General features: G+C 61.2%; 16 protein-coding genes. 8 read left to right on the top strand and 8 right to left on the bottom strand.

Features of this window, described 5'->3' with window-relative positions; all coding sequences use genetic code 11:
- Positions 1 to 34: 34 nt before the first annotated feature.
- The 5 genes from BLV18_RS10965 to BLV18_RS10945 form a co-directional block, all read right to left on the bottom strand.
- Positions 35 to 1,354: an ABC transporter substrate-binding protein gene (locus BLV18_RS10965; protein ID WP_049859463.1), complete on the bottom strand. Its 1,320-nt coding sequence runs from the start codon at positions 1,352 to 1,354 to the stop codon at positions 35 to 37.
- Positions 1,355 to 1,565: 211 nt separating this feature from the next.
- Positions 1,566 to 2,459, bottom strand: coding sequence for an AraC family transcriptional regulator (locus BLV18_RS10960; protein WP_090358471.1), 894 nt, complete (start codon positions 2,457 to 2,459; stop codon positions 1,566 to 1,568).
- Between the two features lie 93 nt (positions 2,460 to 2,552).
- Positions 2,553 to 3,491 (bottom strand): MurR/RpiR family transcriptional regulator, encoded by a 939-nt coding sequence (locus BLV18_RS10955; RefSeq protein ID WP_090358470.1) that lies wholly within the window; start codon positions 3,489 to 3,491, stop codon positions 2,553 to 2,555.
- Between the two features lie 82 nt (positions 3,492 to 3,573).
- Positions 3,574 to 4,857: a glycosyltransferase gene (locus tag BLV18_RS10950; RefSeq protein WP_090358469.1), complete on the bottom strand. Its 1,284-nt coding sequence runs from the start codon at positions 4,855 to 4,857 to the stop codon at positions 3,574 to 3,576.
- A 74-nt stretch (positions 4,858 to 4,931) separates the two neighbouring features.
- Positions 4,932 to 5,294 (bottom strand): response regulator, encoded by a 363-nt coding sequence (locus tag BLV18_RS10945; RefSeq protein WP_090358467.1) that lies wholly within the window; start codon positions 5,292 to 5,294, stop codon positions 4,932 to 4,934.
- Between the two features lie 268 nt (positions 5,295 to 5,562).
- On the opposite strand from BLV18_RS10945, the gene BLV18_RS10940 reads away from it, so the two are divergent.
- From BLV18_RS10940 to BLV18_RS10920, 5 genes are all read left to right on the top strand, one after another.
- Entirely contained in the window at positions 5,563 to 9,048 is a 3,486-nt protein-coding gene (locus tag BLV18_RS10940) for a response regulator (RefSeq protein ID WP_090358465.1), read from the top strand.
- Positions 9,049 to 9,074: 26 nt separating this feature from the next.
- Positions 9,075 to 9,902, top strand: coding sequence for a CheR family methyltransferase (locus BLV18_RS10935; protein WP_090362222.1), 828 nt, complete (start codon positions 9,075 to 9,077; stop codon positions 9,900 to 9,902).
- On the top strand, positions 9,899 to 10,474 hold the full coding sequence (locus tag BLV18_RS10930) for a chemotaxis protein CheB (RefSeq protein ID WP_090358463.1): 576 nt from the start codon (positions 9,899 to 9,901) through the stop codon (positions 10,472 to 10,474). The genes BLV18_RS10935 and BLV18_RS10930 overlap by 4 nt, the downstream gene beginning before the upstream one ends.
- Positions 10,468 to 11,649: a hybrid sensor histidine kinase/response regulator gene (locus tag BLV18_RS10925; RefSeq protein ID WP_049859470.1), complete on the top strand. Its 1,182-nt coding sequence runs from the start codon at positions 10,468 to 10,470 to the stop codon at positions 11,647 to 11,649. The genes BLV18_RS10930 and BLV18_RS10925 overlap by 7 nt, the downstream gene beginning before the upstream one ends.
- Positions 11,650 to 11,730: 81 nt before the next feature.
- On the top strand, positions 11,731 to 12,108 hold the full coding sequence (locus tag BLV18_RS10920; RefSeq protein ID WP_049859471.1) for a response regulator: 378 nt from the start codon (positions 11,731 to 11,733) through the stop codon (positions 12,106 to 12,108).
- Between the two features lie 53 nt (positions 12,109 to 12,161).
- On the opposite strand, the gene mltA is transcribed toward BLV18_RS10920, so the two are convergent.
- Positions 12,162 to 13,313: a murein transglycosylase A gene (mltA, locus tag BLV18_RS10915; protein WP_425272625.1), complete on the bottom strand. Its 1,152-nt coding sequence runs from the start codon at positions 13,311 to 13,313 to the stop codon at positions 12,162 to 12,164.
- Between the two features lie 283 nt (positions 13,314 to 13,596).
- Positions 13,597 to 13,926: a hypothetical protein gene (locus BLV18_RS10910; RefSeq protein ID WP_049859473.1), complete on the bottom strand. Its 330-nt coding sequence runs from the start codon at positions 13,924 to 13,926 to the stop codon at positions 13,597 to 13,599.
- Between the two features lie 490 nt (positions 13,927 to 14,416).
- Here BLV18_RS10910 and BLV18_RS10900 point away from each other — a divergent pair, with 490 nt between their 5' ends.
- The 3 genes from BLV18_RS10900 to BLV18_RS10890 all read left to right on the top strand — a co-directional run bounded on the left by BLV18_RS10900 (position 14,417) and on the right by BLV18_RS10890 (position 17,411).
- The gene (locus BLV18_RS10900; protein ID WP_090358457.1) at positions 14,417 to 15,688 is read left to right on the top strand and encodes a sensor histidine kinase; all 1,272 of its coding nucleotides are present in this window, start codon (positions 14,417 to 14,419) and stop codon (positions 15,686 to 15,688) included.
- A gap of 272 nt (positions 15,689 to 15,960) precedes the next feature.
- A complete protein-coding gene (locus tag BLV18_RS10895) occupies positions 15,961 to 16,620 on the top strand; it encodes a TIGR04211 family SH3 domain-containing protein (protein ID WP_082223591.1) in 660 nt (219 codons plus the stop codon).
- A gap of 89 nt (positions 16,621 to 16,709) precedes the next feature.
- The gene (locus tag BLV18_RS10890) at positions 16,710 to 17,411 is read left to right on the top strand and encodes a DUF533 domain-containing protein (RefSeq protein ID WP_090358455.1); all 702 of its coding nucleotides are present in this window, start codon (positions 16,710 to 16,712) and stop codon (positions 17,409 to 17,411) included.
- Positions 17,412 to 17,663: 252 nt separating this feature from the next.
- On the opposite strand, the gene xthA is transcribed toward BLV18_RS10890, so the two are convergent.
- On the bottom strand, positions 17,664 to 18,482 hold the full coding sequence (gene xthA, locus BLV18_RS10885) for an exodeoxyribonuclease III (protein WP_090358453.1): 819 nt from the start codon (positions 18,480 to 18,482) through the stop codon (positions 17,664 to 17,666).
- Positions 18,483 to 18,613: the final 131 nt, after the last annotated feature.

The raw sequence follows: 18,613 nt of genomic DNA, 5'->3' as shown, positions 1-18,613 counted from the left end.
CCCGCCGCAATCGGCGGGCAGCAGGGCAGACGTGTTACTGCTTGGGGTAGCCGGCGCGCTTCATGGCCCGCTCGGTGGCTGTCTGCGCGACGACCAAGGCCTGATCGGCCGTGCTCTGGCCGGTCAGCGCGGCAGAAAATGCCTTGCCGACCTCGGTGCCGATGGCCTGGAACTCGGGGATCGTCACCAGTTGGATACCCACATACGGCTTGGTATCGGTCTGCTTGGGATCGGCGACCTTCAGCGATTCGAGGGTGATGTGCGCGAACGGCGCCGCCTTCAGGTACTCATCGGTGTAGGTGGATTTGCGCGTACCCGGCGGCACGTTGGCCACGCCGTCGGTCTTGGCCACCAGCGCGGCGTACTCCTTGGAGGTCGCCCAGGCCGAGAATTGCTGCGCAGCCTGCTGGTTTTTCGAGCTGGTCGGAATGGCCAGGGCCCAGGAGTACAACCAGGCGGAGCCCTTGTCAGTGGTTTCGTGGGGGGCGAAGGTGAAGCCGACGCTGTCGGCGACCTTGCTCTGGGTCTTGTCCATGGTGAAGGAGCCGGCCACGCTGGCGTCGACCCAGATGGCGCACTTGCCGCTGTTGAACAGGGCCAGGTTCTCGTTGAAACCGTTGCTCGATGCGCCCGGTGGGCCGGATTTCTTCATGTTGTCGACATAAAAATTGAGCGCCTTCTTCCACGCCTCGCTGTCGAACTGCGGCTTCCACTCATTGTTGAACCAGCTGCCGCCGAAGCTGTTGGCTACGGTGGTGATCAAGGCCATGTTCTCGCCCCAGCCGGCCTTGCCGCGCAGGCACAGGCCGTATTGGTCCTTGCTCTTGTCAGTGAGTTTGCCGGCGAAGTCGGCGATCTGTGTCCAGGTGGGTTTCTCCGGCATTTCCAGCCCGGCCGCCTTGAACAGGTCGGTGCGGTAGTAGGTCATCGAGCTTTCGGCATAGAAAGGCAGGGCGTAGAGCTGACCCTTCACCGACAGGCCGTCGCGTACCGAAGGGAAGACATCGTCGATGTCGTAGCTGGCGGGCAGGTCCTTCATCGGTGACAGCCAGCCCTTGGCGCCCCACAGCGACGCTTCGTACATGCCGATGGTCAGCACGTCGAACTGGCCGCCCTGAGTCGCGATATCAGTGGTCAGGCGCTGACGCAGCACGTTTTCTTCCAGCACCACCCAGTTGAGCTTGATGTCGGGATGCTCGGTCTCGAACGTCTTGGCCAGGCGCTGCATGCGAATCATGTCGCTGTTGTTGACGGTGGCGATGGTCAGGGTGGTGTCAGCGTAGCTGTAGCCGCTGAGGGACAGTGCACCGCACAGGGCGCCGGCAACGAGCAGATGTTTGCGGTCGATCGTCATCTCGCATTCCTCTTCGGCACGCCGGGAGGCGGCCTTGGTTATTATTCTTGTGTCTTCGTCGAGGTGAAGCACTGGCTCTGATTACAGACCCCCGCAGCCGTTCTGACAAATCCCTGGGAGCACCTGCACTGATACTAATTTGCACTGCCCGTGCGACAGGCGCGCCGTGCCAGAGGGATGCCGGCAGGCGCTGTGAGGTTTCGTACAGGTTTCAGGAGCTCAGCCGTTGCATGGCCAGACGACGATAGTGCGACGGGGTCATGCCCTTGAGCTGTTGAAAGCGACGGTTGAAATTGGAGATATTGTTAAAGCCCGATTCGAAGCACACGTCCGTCACCGGGCGATCGCCATCGGCCAGCAGCTCGCAGGACTTGCTGATGCGCAGACGGTTGACGAATTCGACGAAGCAGCGGCCGGTGGCTTGCTTGAACACCCTGGAGAAGTAGGTGGGTTTCATGCCCAGGTAGGCTGCGACTTCTTCCAGGGACAGCTCACGGGCGTAGTGAGCGAAGATGTAGTCGACGGCGCGGTTGGTCCGTTCGACCGCGTGCTCGTCGGCGTCCTGTGCGGCGGCGGTGCCTGACAGCAGTTGGTAATCGTCACAGGCGGCCAGCGATTCCATGAGAATCAGGAAGTGGCCGAGTCGACTGATGCCCTGGCTGTCGGCGATACGCTGCATCGACACGCTGGCCTGGGCGATGGTCTGTGGGCAGCGAAATTCGATGCCATAGCGCGCACGGTCCAGCAGCGGGGCGAGGCTGCGCAGTTCGCTGAAGACCTGATGGCCTTGGTCGAACAGCTCATCGGTGAAATTGACCAGCATGTCGCGCTTGTTCACCGACTGACCACTCTGCATCTGGCTGATCCAGTTGTGCGGCAGATTGGGCCCGGTCAGAAACAGGCTGCCTGGATTGAAGTTGCCGATGTAATCACCCACGAACACCTTGCCCGACGTCGCGACCAGCAGGTGCAGTTCGTATTCCTTGTGAAAATGCCAGCGCACCAGCGGACACGGGAAGCCGTGCTGGCGATAGATGATGGAGCGACCTTCGTGGTCGTCCATCAACTCATAGGATGGGTCTGTTATCCGTATAGGTCGGGTCATGCCGTGGCTGCTATTGTGATTGTGCCGATCGGGAATGCGCACTCGAGCATAGCGGCGTTCGGGGCTACACGTCCAAGGCTGAGATGACCAAACTCATTGCGGATCGTCGTGCTTGCGTGGCGCACCGGGACGCAACAGGCTGGGCCACGAAGGTCGCACGCTGGGGCGATCCGGTTTCCAGCCAGCAGGCGGAGGTTGATTTTCACGGCTCATTGGCTTCAAGAGCTGGACCTGCGCCAACAAGGCCTCGACGGCGGCCATCAGCCCTACTTTGGAATGAGGCAGCACCGGATGAGCGGTAGGGATGAACAGGCTCTTGTTGGACAGCTTCACCAAGGGCGAGGCCGGGCAGTCGGTGATGCTCATCACGCACGCGCCGCGGGATTGAGCGAACCTGGCCATGTCGATGGTTTCTCGGGTGTAGGCAGGCAGGGCGATGGCCAGAAGTGCATCGTCGCTGGTGATGTTGCTCAGCCTGTAGGCTGAACCTTCCATGCCTCCATCCAGCGTCACGCAGTGCGCGCCGACGCAGAAAGGGTTAAGCCCTGCTGCCGCCATCTGGGCGATGTGAAAACTGTTGCCCAAACCGACCACGAATACATTCTGTGAGCGCACCAACTGCCGAGCCATGTCCTCGAAGGTCTGGTTGTCGTTCATCCGGGCGACGTTGTCCAGGTGGTGCTTGCTCAGACTGATCTGATGATTCAGATAGAAACTTTTGTCGGATGAGTGCTGGAGTCTCTCGTGGATGGTGTCGGCCGCAGACACGACGGCCAGCAGATTTTCCATCAGGGCGAAGCGCAATCCCGTAAAACCGTTCAATCCTATCGCATTGGCCATGCGGTTGACGGCGGCTGTGGAAGTGCCGGTCACGACAGCCAGTTCTTCTATATTGAGCGTCGCGCTTCGGTAGGGGTTGGCCAACAGAAACCCGGAGACTTTTTGCAGCGCCGGCCCTAGCTTTTCGTGTCGGGTGCGCAGTTTGAGCATCAGATCGGAGTCGTACACCTTGGAGTTAGTGGTCGGCGCCATCGTCGTTCATCCTGAAAGAGCATGGGAATGGTGCTTTGAACTCAAGAGTCTAGTTGTCCGACTACGTACGTCCAGAAGGTGCTTAGATCGATTGGTTCTTGGATTGGATCCACTGTGAGAAATACTTCGTACTTTTGTGCAGATGATGGCGAAGCATGGCGCCGATAAAATTGTCACGGCGATGCCGCGCAAGGTTTCCTATGACCTGCTCCAGGCGCAGGACCAGTGTTCGAGCGTGGTGCTCCATTCCATACTCTGCGGGCAAGAGCTCCCGGCACCGCTGCTGGGCTTCGTTCCACTGATCTTCGTCGTCGTACAACACCGCCGCGGCTTCCGCCAGTTCCTCTGCACTGCTGGCGACTAGACCCGGCCAGCAGTCACCCGTGCGCATGCCCTCGACCCCGCAAGGTGTAGTCACACTGGGCGTCCCGCAGAGCACGGCATCGAGCAACTTGCCCTTGATACCGGCGCCAAAGCGCAAAGGCGCCAGTGCGACCCGCGCCTGACCCACCACCTCCAATGCATCGGGCGCCCAGCCCTTGATCAGAAACCCGTGTGCGGGGTTGTGCAGGGCTGTGGCCTTGGGAGGTGTGTAGGCGCCGTACAGGTGCAGCTCGGCTTTGGGCAGTCGCTTGCGAATGCGCGGCCACACTTGATGCTTCAGCCACAGCACGGCGTCCCAATTGGGTGCGTGACGAAAGTTGCCAATGCAGACGAAGTTCGCGCGTTGCTGGAAATCGAGGGGAGGTGTGGCCAGCGGCTCCACCATCAAAGGGCAGTCATGAAGCAGACTGGGCGGGACACCGAAGCGCTCGATCAGCAACTGCGATTCGAATGGCGAAATCATCAGGCTCAGGTCGCAGCGGAAGATCGCGGCGACTTCGCGGTGGGTAATGTCGGCCTCGCTCATGTGCTGGTAGAGACGGTCAGGCGATACGTCGAACAATGCGGTGAAATCGTCTTCATCGTCACTGTCGCGCAAACGTTCCTTCAGCAGCGCCTGGCGGGCGTCGCGCAGACTTTGCAGGTCACAGGTTTCAAGCACCCGCAGTGCCTGCGGACAGTGCAGCTCCACACGCCAGCCGAATTGCTCCTCCATCATGAAGCGGTCGAACAGCACCACGTCTGGCTGCAAGTCGCCGATGAAATGGTCAAAGCTTTCGTTGTTGAGCTCGATGGCCTGTTCGCCGATGCCCAGCGCTGCCAGATCGGCCTTGTGCTCGCCGACCCTGGCGGGGCTGGCGAAGGTGACTTGCCATCCCTGGGCCACGAAGCAGTGCAGCAGCTGCATCATGTGTCCACCGGCTGCCGATGAGGTGGGCTCGGGCCATACATAGCCGATGACCAGGACGCGCTGAGGAGACATGAAAAGACTCTGGGAAAAAACCGGGCACGTATTAGGCCATGATTACGCGCGGGGTTGTAGCCACAGGCAGGGCTTTATGCCACCAGCATGCTCTTGACCTTGTCGCGCAGCTGGTCGATGGAAAACGGCTTGCCGATACTGCTCATGCCCGCAGGCACGTCGAGGGCTTCGGCGTAGCCGCTGGCAAACAGTACTGGCAGTACCGGGCGCAGAACGCGCGCCTTTTGGGCCAATTCCTTGCCATCCATGCCGGGCAAGCCCATGTCCGTCATCATCAGGTCTATGGTCTTGGCGGCGTCTTCGAGAAATTTCAGGGCGCCCGGTCCGTCCTCGGCTTCCAGTACCTCGAACTCGAATTCCTCCAGCACGTCCACGATCAGCATGCGGACGATCGCGTCGTCTTCGACGACAGGAATGGTTTTGGCGGTATCGGACATCGTTCGGATCCTGGTCGGCAAAGGGCGCAGACGGCGCCGAGCCGTCATTTCGCTGATATCGATGCGCCTCGAGGCGAAAAGCACCTGGGAGGCAGGGCGCCATCATAAAGCATGGGTCGGAGCCAGACCATGCCTGCGGAGCCATTAAACGAGACGGTTCCCGCGTTTAGATATGAAAATTCTTACAAGACGTACGGAAAAAACCTAACTCTTTGATCGAATTGCGGCAAAATCCCCCGCCTCGATTACAGGATCCGGGTCCAAGGACATGAACAAACCCTCTTCGATCGACGAACAAAGCTTCCGTCGGCTGCTCAGTCGCAACGTCGGCTTGCCGCTGGGCGTCGGCGTGCTCAGCGCCGCCGTGTTCATCGGCATCATCGTCTACCTGCTGTCCGTGATCGACTGGGTCGAGCACACCGACCGGGTGATCAACAACGCCAACGAAGCGACCAAGCTGTCCATCGACATGGAAACCGGCATGCGCGGTTACCTGTTGTCGGGCGCCGAAGGCTACCTGGATCCCTATGAGCTGGCCAAGCCGCGTCTGGCTGCCGAACTGCCGGCGTTGCAGGCGCTGGTCAGCGACAACCCGCGCCAGGTCGATCGGCTGACGCGGATCATGGCGCTGCAAAAGGACTGGCTCGACTACGGCGAGCAGTTGATCGCGCTCAAACGCACCACCGGCGACTATTCCAGTGTTGTCCAGACCGGTCGCGGCAAGCGTCTGACCGACGCGATCCGCAAGGAATATGAAGGCTTCATCGCCATGGAGCAGCAACTGCGGGTGGAACGCAGCGAGAACGTGTCGCGCACCATCTGGACCTCGGTCAGCCTCTATGTGCTCTTCGTTTTCGTGGTCAGCGCCTTGCTCGCCTATTTCGGCCGACGCGACATGACCGAGCTGTCGACCTCCTATGGTGGCAACCTGGCCGCCCTGCAGAAGGGCGCCAAGCGCCTGCAGGACCAGGCCTGGCTGCGCACCGGTCAGACGCAACTGGCCGAGCAGTTGCTGGGCCAGCAGACGTTGCAGATGCTGGGCCGCAACATGCTGCAATTCTTCGCCCAATACCTGGGCACGGTAGTCGCCGCGGTGTACATCCGCGAAGAACAAGGCAACCTGCGCCGTATCGCTTCGTACGGGTTCTCCCGCGAGCGTGAGGTGATGGATCAGGTGCTGATCAATGGCGAAGGCATCGCCGGCCAGGCTGTGCAGCGCAACCGGGTCATTCGTCTGGACGACGTGCCGGCCGATTACCTGCGCCTGAGCTCCGGCCTGGGCGAGGGCGCCGCGCGCAGCGTACTGGTCATACCGACCAGTGACAACGACCACATCAATGCCGTGGTCGAGTTGGGCTTCCTGCGTCCCTTGACCGACCGCGACCTGGAAATCGTCGAATTGCTGGCCGACAACATCGGCACCGCCATCGAAGCGGCGCGCTATCGCCAGCGTCTGCAGGAAGTGCTCGCCGAAACCCAGCAGCTCAATGAAGAACTGCAAGTGCAGCAGGAAGAGCTCAAGACCGCCAACGAAGAGCTCGAAGAGCAGTCACGGGTGCTCAAGGAGTCCCAGGCGTACCTGGAAACCCAACAGGCCGAGCTGGAGCAGACCAACGAGCAACTGGCCGAACGGACCGAAGCGCTGGGCGAACAGCGCGACGCGCTGGATCGCAAGAATCTGGAGTTGAACCAGGCCCAGGTGCAGCTCGAAGAGCGCGCCGACGAGCTGCAGCGTTCGAGCCGCTACAAGTCCGAGTTCCTCGCCAACATGTCCCACGAGCTGCGCACGCCGCTCAACAGCTCGCTGATCCTGGCCAAGTTGCTGGCGGAAAACCCCCAGGAAAACCTTACGGCCGATCAGGTCAAGTTCGCCGAGTCGATCTATTCGGCGGGCAACGACCTGCTCAACCTGATCAACGACATTCTGGATATTTCCAAGGTCGAGGCTGGCAAGCTCGACCTGCGCCCGGAAAACAGCAGCGTGCCGCGGCTGGTGGACAGTCTGCGCATGACCTTCGAGCCGCTGGCCGGGCAGAAGCATCTCGAGCTGTCGGTACAGATTCTTCCCGATGCCCCGGCGATGCTCTATACCGACCGCCAGCGCGTGGAGCAGATTCTCAAGAACCTGTTGGCCAATGCGCTCAAGTTCACCGAACACGGCATGGTCGAGCTGCTGGTTTCCGGCCACGCCAATGACAGCATTGCCTTCCAGATTCGCGACACCGGCATCGGCATCGCCGTCGACCAGCAACAGGCCATTTTCGAAGCGTTCCGCCAGGCCGACGGCACCACCAACCGTCGTTACGGCGGCACCGGCCTGGGTCTGTCGATTTCCCGCGATCTGGCCAACATGCTTGGTGGCTACATCACCGTCACCAGCGAACTGGGCAAGGGCAGCATCTTCACCCTGGTCCTGCCGCAGCGTTACGAAGAGATCATCGAGGCACCGCGACACGCACCGCAGCCCATGGTCATCGCGCCGCAGCCGGTATCCAACACCCCGGCGGTGATCGAAGCACCGCTGACCGTGGCGCGCTTCGCCGACGACCGTGACAAGGGGCCGTTCACCAAGCGCTGCATTCTGGTGGTCGAAGACGAACCCAATTTCGCCCGCATTCTCTACGACCTGGCCCATGAGCTGGACTACCACTGTCTGGTAGCACACGGTGCCGACGAGGGCTTCGATCTGGCAGCGACCTTCGTGCCCGATGCGGTGCTGCTCGACATGCGCTTGCCCGACCATTCCGGTCTGACCGTACTGCAACGCCTCAAGGAGCTGGCCACCACCCGGCACATTCCGGTGCACGTGATCTCGGTCGAGGATCGGGTCGAGGCGGCCATGCACATGGGCGCGATCGGCTATGCGGTCAAGCCGACCACGCGCGACGAACTCAAGGAGGTCTTCGGCCGCCTGGAAGCCAAGCTCACCCAGAAGCTCAAGCGCATCTTGCTGGTGGAAGACGACGACCTGCAGCGCGAAAGCATTTCGCTGCTGATCGGCGACGATGACGTGGAGATCACCGCCGTCGGCTTTGCCCAGGAAGCACTCGACCTGCTGCGCGACAACGTCTACGACTGCATGATCATCGACCTCAAGTTGCCCGACATGCTCGGCGGCGACCTGCTCAAGCGCATGTCCAACGAAGAGATCCGTTCGTTCCCGCCGGTGATTGTCTATACCGGTCGCAACCTGACCCGCGATGAAGAAACCGAACTGCTCAAGTACTCGCGCTCGATCATCATCAAAGGCGCGCGCTCGCCCGAACGTCTGCTCGACGAAGTGACCCTGTTTCTGCACAAAGTCGAATCGCAGTTGTCCCATGAGCGGCAGAAGATGTTGAAAACCGCCCGCAGTCGCGACAAGGTCTTCGAGGGGCGCAAGATCCTCGTGGTCGACGACGACGTGCGCAATATCTTTGCCTTGACCAGCGCCCTGGAACACAAGGGCGCCATCGTTGAAGTAGGCCGTAATGGCCGTGAGGCGATCGACAAGCTGAATCAGGTCGAGGACATCGATCTGGTGTTGATGGATGTGATGATGCCCGAGATGGACGGCTACGAAGCGACCCGTGAAATTCGCAAGGATCCACGCTGGCGCAAGCTACCGATCATCGCGGTGACCGCCAAGGCCATGAAGGACGATCAGGAGCGCTGCCTGCAGGCCGGTTCCAACGACTACCTGGCCAAGCCCATCGACCTGGACCGCCTGTTCTCCTTGATCCGCGTCTGGTTGCCGCAACTGGAGCGCATGTAGTGAGTGATTCCCCGGCCGATCAGTCGTTGCAACCGGCTGCCGAACGCCATATCGATATCGAGATCCGGCTGTTGATCGAGGCGATCTACCTCACCTACAGCTACGATTTCCGTGACTATTCCGGCGCTTCGGTGAAGCGCCGCATTCTGCACGCGCTGCGGCAGATGGAGTGCGGCAGCGTCTCGTCGCTGCAGGCGCGGGTGCTGCACGAGCCCACGGCGTTCATGGAGCTGCTGCAGTACCTGACGATCCCGGTCAGCGAGATGTTTCGCGATCCAGAGCACTTTCTGGCCTTGCGCCGCGAAGTGGTGCCGCTGCTCAAGACCTATCCGTCGGTGAAAGTCTGGATCGCCGGGTGCAGCACGGGGGAGGAGGTCTATTCGATGGCCATCCTCCTGCGCGAGGAAGGTCTGCTCGAACGTACCATCATCTACGCGACCGACATCAATCCAGTCTCCCTGGAGAAGGCCAAGCAAGGCATCTATTCCATGGAAAGCGTGCGCGCCTATACGCAGAACTACCAGCGCGCCGGTGGCACTCGCTCGTTCTCCGACTATTATACGGCGGCCTACGGCAACGCGATCTTCGACAGCGGCCTGCGCGCCAACGTGACTTTCGCCGACCATAGCCTGGCCACCGACAGCGTGTTTTCCGAGACGCAACTGGTGTCGTGTCGCAACGTGCTCATCTATTTCAACAAGGGCTTGCAGGACCGCGCCTTCGGGCTGTTCCACGAGTCGTTGAGCCGGCGTGGCTTTCTCATGCTGGGCAGCAAGGAAACCCTGGATTTCTCGGCCTACAGTTCGCGCTTCGAAACCCTGACGCGCCCGGAACGGATCTATCGCAAGTCATGAGTCGTTTTCAAGCGGTGGTGGTGGGGGCTTCGGCCGGCGGCGTGGAAGCGTTGCTGGGCATCTACGGCCAGCTACCGACGACCTTCAAGCTACCGGTGCTGACAGTACTGCACCTGCCCGACGAGCGTCACAGCCAGCTGGCGGAAGTGTTCGAGCGGCGCTTGAATCGGCCGGTGCGCCAGGCCCGCGACAAGGAGCCGATCGAGGCAGGCATGTTCTACTTCGCCGGGCCCAGCTATCACTTGTCGGTAGAGCGCGACTTCAGTCTGTCATTGAGTCAGGAGGAGCGGGTTCATTATTCACGGCCAGCGATCGACTTTCTCTTCGATTCGGCAGCCGATGCCTATGGCGCCAGCCTGATCGGCGTTCTGCTGACCGGTGCCAACGAAGACGGTGCGCGCGGCCTGGCCAGCATCAAACGCAAAGGTGGCTTGACCATCGTCCAAGACCCCGCCGAGGCGCGGGTTGCGGTCATGCCGCAGGCGGCCATCCGCCTGCAGACGCCTGACCATATTCTTTCACTCCACGGCATTGGCTGTCTGCTTGCCGAGCTGGAACGAAGCACATGCTAAGCAACGTCCAAGCAAAACTGTTGATCGTCGATGACCTGCCGGAAAACCTGCTGGCCCTGGAGGCGTTGATCGCCAGCCCCGGCCGTGAGGTGCACAAGGCGTTGTCGGCCGATGAAGCCCTTTCATTGTTGCTGCAGCACGAATTCGCCATGGCCATTCTCGACGTGCAGATGCCAGGCATGAACGGCTTCGAGCTGGCAGAACTGATGCGCAGCACCGAGAAGACCAAGAACATTCCGATCGTCTTCGTCAGCGCCGCCGGGCGCGAGCTCAACTATGCCTTCAAGGGCTACGAGAGCGGCGCGGTCGACTTTCTGCACAAGCCGCTCGACATGCAGGCGGTGAAGAGCAAGGTCAGCGTGTTCGTCGACCTGTACCGTCAGCGCAAGACACTCAAGGAGCAGCTCGATGCGCTGGAGCGCTCGCGCCAGGAGCAGGAGGTCCTGCTCAAGCGTCTGCAGGTGACCCAAAGCGAGCTGGAACATGCGGTGCGCATGCGTGACGACTTCATGTCGATCGTCTCCCACGAGGTGCGCACGCCGCTCAACGGCCTGATCCTGGAAACCCAACTGCGCAAGTTGCACCTGGCACGCGATAACGCCGACGCCTTCACCCTCGACAAGATGCGCGCCATGGTCGAGCGTGACGAGCGCCAGATCCAGAGCCTGATTCGTCTGATCGAGGACATGCTCGATGTGTCGCGGATCCGTACCGGCAAGCTGTCCATCCGACCTGCCCAGTTCGACCTCGCGCAATTGGTGCGCAACCTGGTCGACAGTTTCGCGCCCCAAGTGGACGCGGCCGATTGCACCATCAGTTTGCGCGCCGACGAGCCCGTGCTGGGCATCTGGGACGAGTTCCGCATCGAGCAGGTCGTCAGCAACCTGATTTCCAATGCCTTGCGCTACGGTGGCAAAGGCCCGGTGGAGGTCACCGTGTATGGACACAACGGCTGGGCGCGCGTGGAAGTGCGCGACCATGGCATCGGCATCAGCAAGGAAAACCAGCTACGGATCTTTCAGCAGTTCGAGCGCGTTTCCGGTAGCAACGTGGTGGCCGGGCTGGGCCTGGGGTTGTTCATTTCCGAGCAGATCGTGGCCGCTCATGGTGGACGTATCGAAGTCGAGAGTGCGCTGGGCGACGGCGCGACGTTCCGAGTCAGCCTCCCGCTGTAGGAATAAGCGCAATCGCACGCAACCTCTGTCGCAGGTCATGGTCGTAATGGCAGCGAAACACACACGTACATAGGCTTCCCCATGAGTGAAGATGCACAAGATGTCGTTCTCATCGTCGAGGACGAGCCGTTGATATTGATGGTGCTGGCGGACTATCTGTCTGGTCAGGGCTATCGCGTTTTGCAAGCCGAGAACGGCGAGCAGGCGTTGGAGATTCTTGCGACCAAGCCGCACCTTGACCTGATGGTGACGGACTTTCGTTTGCCCGGCGGCATCTCCGGCGTGAAGATCGCTGAACCCGCAGTGCTGTTGCGCCCGGATCTCAAAGTGATCTTCATCAGCGGCTATCCGGCGGAAATTGAAGAAACCAACAGCCCAATCGCGCGCAAGGCACCGATCCTGGCCAAGCCATTCGACCTGGACACGCTGCACCAACAGATCGAGAAATTACTGGCGTAAGAGAGCAGGGTGCCGGACGATCAGGCACCCTGTTCATCCAGGCGCTATCTGCTTCAGGGCGTCGGCAGCGCGGCACCTTTGGGCCAGAGCAGCCACACTTGACCTTCCTGCTTCATATTGCCGGCCAGTTCCCCGGCCTCGTCTCCCGTACCCCAGAACAGATCCGCACGCACTTCGCCGGCAATGGCGCCACCGGTGTCCTGCGCCGCGACCGGGCGCACCACAGGGCTGCCGTCGGGGCGTGTGGTGGACAGCCACAAAAGACTGCCCAGCGGTATCACCTTGCGATCGATTGCAACACTGTAGCCAGCAGTCAGCGGCACGTTGAGTGAGCCGCGGGGGCCTTCGTTGCTGTCGGGGCGCAGGCTGAAGAACACGTAGCTAGGATTGCTGGTTAGCAGTTCCGGCACCCGCTGCGGATTGGCCACAGCCCACTCGCGGATACGGCCCATGCTGACTTCTTCTTTCTTGAGCAGGCCTTGCTCGACCAGCCAGCGGCCGACCGGACGGTAGGGGTGGCCGTTCTGGTCGGCGTAGCCCACCCGCAGTTGGCGGCCGCTGTCCAGCTGCAGACGGCCCGAGCCCTGGATCTGCAGGAACTGCAGGTCCATGGCGTCGCGCATCCAGGCGATCACGGGGGCATTGATGCCTTGGCGCTGGATCGTGGCGGCGTCGTCATAAGGGCGCAGTACCTGACCATCTAGCCGACCGCGAAGACGTTTGCCCTTGAGTTCGGGGTAGAGGCTGTCCAATTGCACGCTGATCATGTCGGTCGGCACGCCGTACACGGGGACCGGATGCTGCGCGTCGGCCTTGAGGCTACCCGAATAGACAGGTTCGTAGTAGCCGGTGATCAGGCCGTGTTCGCCTTTTTCGGCTGAGCGCAGTCCATAGACCTGCAACTGGGCCTCAAGAAAAGTACGAATCGCCGCAGGCGATGAGTCGACTGCTTGCGCGGCGGAGCAGGTTGCTCCCCAGACCGCGTCCTTGGCCAGGCGCTGACAGGCAGAGCGCCACGCCGTAAAACCGGCCTGCAGGTCGCTGTCGCTGACCTTGGGCAGGTCATTCCATGTGGCGGGTGCGTAGGTGGCGACGGGGTGAGTGGTTTCGACAGGCTTGTTGCTGTTGTCGCAGGCGGACAACAGTGCCAGCGCTGGCACGACGCCGATGAGCAAGCGCCGCCAGGGAAAACGGAAATGGGTCACGCAACGCATCCTGATAGCGGGAAGAGGCGGCTACTTTGGATAAACCCACACTCGACGTCAAATCTGTGCGGTGATCCAGACACACTGCGGTGTCCGCCGACGCGGCTTGCGCCGCTGCTACAGGAGGTTGCCATCCGCGTTGTGATTGATGCGGTGGTCCAGGCATACCGCAGTGTCCGCCGACGCGGCTTGCGCCGCTGCTACAGGATGGCATCACTCTCTGTAGCAGCGGCGCGAGCCGCGTCCGGGTTGACGCAGTGGTCCAGGTTCACCCCGATCGAGTTCAGCAATAGCTCGCGATCCGTCGAACCTGGCCTTGGCCCTGGCTCAGGCTCCATTCCCGGTTGAGTGTCTGGAATACATCGTTGACGAACTGTCGGTCAGCCGCAGCTTTCTTGCCAACGTAGCCTTTGCCACGCCGGTAGATAGGCATGCGTGCACGCAGTTCTGGGTGATTGCGCTCGAATGCTTCGCCGTCGGCGTCGTTGGCCAAGGCATCTATATGCACGTCGCCACGCTTGCAGACCCAAAGGATGTGATCGTCCAGCGTGTCACGGCCCGCGGCCAGAATACGAGCAAGTTGGTCGACGGTAGGTTGGTGATTCAGGTTCATGATTACGCTCCTTGAGCTCTGTGTGATCTGTCAGGTTGTCGTCTTCAACACGCATCCGCCGGTACGCATCAGGTGTTGTCCGTCTAGGTCAGTACTGGCTCGAGCTCGATGTGTAGTGCCGGAAAACCCGACTACATTAAACTCATGCGGTTCAGGTTCCAGCGGCCCGCCTGGTACGCGGAGGTCATCGGAGTGGCTCGATGGCTCATCGAGCAGGGCTTGTTCGGGCTCTGCTCTGTTCCCGATCAGGGAGACGGCCTCATCATGCAAGGCCCAGAGGGGCGCGTCAATGGATATGTAGTGCTTTTCTTTCGGCACTACATATTTTAATTATGACCCTTTGGTCACGGTGCGTCGGCAAGGGAAATTCTTGATAGCGACCCGCAACCCCGAGAAAGTCACGGTAAGGGTTGATTGTTCCGATCGCTCCTATAATCATGCTCGGCCCCGGCACGGTCGGGTCGTCCCGTGCAAGCACCCCTGGAGGATTATGGAGTTCAAACAGAGTCTGAGTCGCCGCATCGTCATCGTGTTTGCCTTGATGAGCGCGTTCGTCGCCGGGGTATTCGCGGTAGGCATCGTGGCCACCGTGCATCTGGTGGAGCGCAAGCTGACGACCATGAGCCTGAGCGGCAACATGCACCGCCTGTTGCTGGTGGACAATGCAGATGACTGGCGCCATCGCCCCGAGAAAGACGAGCTGTTCTACATCGATGGCGGCGACGGTGACCTGAGCATGCCTGATGAACTCAAGACCCTGCCGGTCGGGTTCCAGGAGCTCACCCTCGGCCCGCGCACCTACTACGCCATGGTTGCCCAGGTCGACGGGCGTCAATACGTCCTGTTGCGCGACCAGGAGGGCATGGAGCAGCGCGCCCATGTGCTGTTCATCGTAGTGGGCGCCGGCTTTCTGTTGAGCATCGCCATGGCGATCCTGCTGGGCGGGCTGCTGGCACGCCGGGTGATGGCGCCGGTGGTGCGTCTGGCGAGGCAGGTGCGTCATCGAGACAAGATGCTCGGTCTGGCGCCGCCGTTGTCGCCGGACTACACCGACGACGAGGTCGGCGAACTGGCGCGCTCGTTCGATGAAACCCTGAGCAAATTGCGCGCCGCACTCAACCGCGAGCAGATGTTCACCAGCGACGTCAGTCACGAGCTGCGTACGCCGTTGATGATCCTGGCGAGCTCCTGCGATCTGCTGCTCGGCAGCGAGCTGGATGAGCGTTCGCAACGGCAGGTGACCCGCATCGCCCGGGCCACGGATGGCATGAGTCAGTTGGTCGAGACCTTCCTGCTGCTCGCCCGGGATCGCGAGGCGGCCAGCCACGGCAACCCCACCGCGACGCTCAGGCGTACGGCCGATGAACTGGTGGAGATCTGGGGACGGCAGATCGAAGCCAAGGGTCTGGAATTCATCTATGTCGTGGATAACCATTCGAGCGAAGTCTACAACCAGGCCTTCCTGCACTCGGTGATGGGCAACCTTCTGCGCAATGCCTGGCACTACACCGACACCGGCTTCGTGCGCCTGACCCTGACGCAAAGCGGCTTCCATGTCGAAGACAGCGGCATCGGCATTCCCGAGGAAAAACGCAACGCGATGTTTCAGCCCTTTGTTCGAGGTGACGAGCAGCGGGGCGAAGGCCTGGGGCTGGGCTTGTCGCTGGTGCAGCGCATTTGCGTCAACCAGGGCTGGAGCGTCAGCCTGAGCAGCCGTGAACCCCACGGCTGTCTTTTCAGTGTGAAGCTGGGCGACGCCTAGCTTCCACTCACCCATAGCGTGCGGCCAGTCACTCTTTTTTTGTGAACCTTGACACGATTTCGTGGTCTTTCAGCTGGCGGCTTGAACCGACGGCATGCCGGGCAATAGGCCCTTTGGGAGCTTTTCATCGCCTCCCTTCGCAAGTAGTAGCCACCCGTAGCGGTAGTAGCGACAGGCCCTCCGGTGCAGGCCCAGCCTCTTGGGACATTGCTGTCCCGCTATCAAATGGTCCGTTCATCGGGGCCTTTTTTCTTATTCATGTGAAGATCGCCATGCCCTCATTCCAACGTTTCTCTACCGTATTCAGCCGCACCCGCCTGGTGGCCACCGGCGTATTCACTGGCCTGCTCTTCACTGTCGGTCCGGCGCATGGCGAAGAGGCTCCTGGCAACAGCCGCTGGGTCAGTGACAACCTGAGCACTTTCGTTCGCAGTGGTCCTACCGACGGCTATCGCATCGTCGGCAGTTTGAAGTCCGGCCAGAAGGTCGAGTTGCTGTCTACCCAGGGTGACTACAGTCAAGTGCGCGGTGAAGGCGGTTCCAGTGTCTGGATCCCCAGCAGCGACCTGCAACAGACGCCAGGTCCCGCCGAGCATGTTCCCCTGTTGACCCAACAGGTCGCTGATCTGAGCGGCAAGCTGCAAACCATCGACGACAGCTGGAAGAACCGTGTACAGGGCATGCAGGAAACCCTGGACGCGCGCAAGGCGCTGATCGACGAGCTGGAAGCGCGCAGCAAGGCACTCAATGCCGAGCTCAGCGATGCCCAGTCCGAGCTGCGCAGCACCCAGGCGAAGCTGGGTGACGAAAACAAGCACGTGATGATGAGCTACATGGTCTACGGCGGCAGCATCGCCGGTGCCGGTCTGCTCGCAGGCTTGATCCTGCCGATGATGACCCGTGGCCGCAAGCGTAACGACCGCTGGTTCTGAGGGTTACGCCTACAGTTTGTGCTGAACCCGCCGAGCCGCTGGGTGATCTATGGTGTTGCACTCCTCATCACTACACAGAGAGCTTTGCCATGAACACCACTGACCTACTTGAACAACTGCTGCGCGGCCGCGGCGGCCGATCCTCAGCCAATCAACCTGGTGCCTCGAGCGGGCAGGGTGGTCTGGGGGATGTACTCGGCAGCCTGCTCGGCGGCAGCCGGGGTGCATCAGGCGGCGGGGTCGGTGGTTTGGGCGGTCTGGGTGGTTTGCTGGGCGGCCTGTTGGGTGGGCGTGGCGGTAATCGATCCGGTTCCGGCAAGTACGCCGCGCTGGCATCGTTGGGGATGATGGCTTTCAAGGCCTATCAGGCATGGCAGCAACAGCAGGCCAACGCCCCACAGCAGGCGTTACGCACCGTCGATCAGTTGTCCGAGCCGGAAGCGGAAGGGCACAGTCATGCGATCCTGCGCGCTCTGATTGCCGCTGCCAAGGCTGATGGCCGGGTGGATGCGCAGGAGGAAGCGGCGATCCGCGCCGAGTTGACCGAGCATGCCGAGGATGCGCAGTTGCAACAGTGGCTGGACGCGGAACTGGCACGGCCGCTGGACGCGCAGGAGTTGGCCAGCGCGGCCGATGGCCCGGCGATGGCGGCAGAGATGTACCTTGCCAGTGTGATGTTGATGGGTCAGCAAGATGCCGGCGAGCGCGCCTGGCTTGACCAATTGGCCGCTGCCCTCAACCTGGCGCCGGAATTGCGCGCCCAGCTTGATCAGCAGGCCGAGGCGCAATAAGTCCACCTCAAAAGCCGTACGGCGATGCTGCAGGCCAACCCCATGCACCGCCGACGCGGCTCGCGCCGCTGCTACAGAGTATCTCCGCGCCCCGGCCCAGGTTGCACCATCGCAATCCACCAAACGCCCGCAAGCCCCGTAGCAGCGGCGCAAGCTGCGTCCACCCACACCGCCAATCCAACAAGCACCCCACAATCCCTGTAGCAGCGGCGCAAGCCGCGTCCGGCCGCACCGCCGATCCTTACATAATGGTCACAAAGGCCCCAGCTCCAACCAGATTGGCGCATGGTCCGAAGGTTTTTCCATCCCCCGCAAATCGTAATCGATACCCGCTGCCCGAACCCTGGGCAGCAATCCGTGGGAGGCCAGGATCACATCGATCCGCAACCCCCGCTTGGGCTCATCCTCGAAGCCACGGCTGCGGTAGTCGAACCAGCTGAACCGGTCTGCCACTTCCGGATGCAAATGGCGGAAACTGTCTACCAGGCCCCACTGCTGCAATCGCTGCATCCACTCGCGCTCTTCGGGCAGGAAACTGCACTTGCCGGTCTTCAGCCAGCGCTTGGCGTTGTCCGCGCCGATACCGATGTCGCAATCCTGGTGAGAGATGTTCACGTCACCCATCACCACCAGCGGTTGATCGTTGCTGAACCCTGTATCCAGCAGGGTTTGCAGGTCGCTGTAGAAACGGCGCTTGGCAGGGAATTTGGTGGGGTGGTCGCGACTTTCACCCTGTGGAAAATAACCATTCATGATCGTCACGACCTGGCCCTGAGCATCGGCAAAGGTACCGCGGATGAAGCGACGCTGTGCGTCCTCCTCGTCGCTGGCAAACCCTTTGTCGATACTCAGCGGCGCGGCGCGCGACAGCAATGCCACTCCGTAATGGCCTTTCTGCCCGTGAAAGTGCACGTGATACCCCAGCGCCTCGATCTCGGCCTGGGGGAACTGTTCATCCGACACCTTGGTTTCCTGCAGACCGATCACATCCGGCTGGTGCTTGTCGATCAAGGCGGCCAGCTGATGGGGGCGGGCACGCAAGCCGTTGATGTTGAACGAGACGATTTTCATGGTCGCGGATCCTGGCAAATCGGCGATGCTAACGGACTGCGGCGCAGCCCACCAGCACGGCGTCCGGCATCGACGCACGATTTGCCTGGCCAAGGTACGGAACCCCTAGGGTCGCGGACCGTCCATTGACT

It is taken from the genome of Pseudomonas coleopterorum, from assembly GCF_900105555.1.
GTDB lineage: Bacteria > Pseudomonadota > Gammaproteobacteria > Pseudomonadales > Pseudomonadaceae > Aquipseudomonas > Aquipseudomonas coleopterorum.
This window is presented reverse-complemented; position numbering and strand designations above follow the sequence as displayed.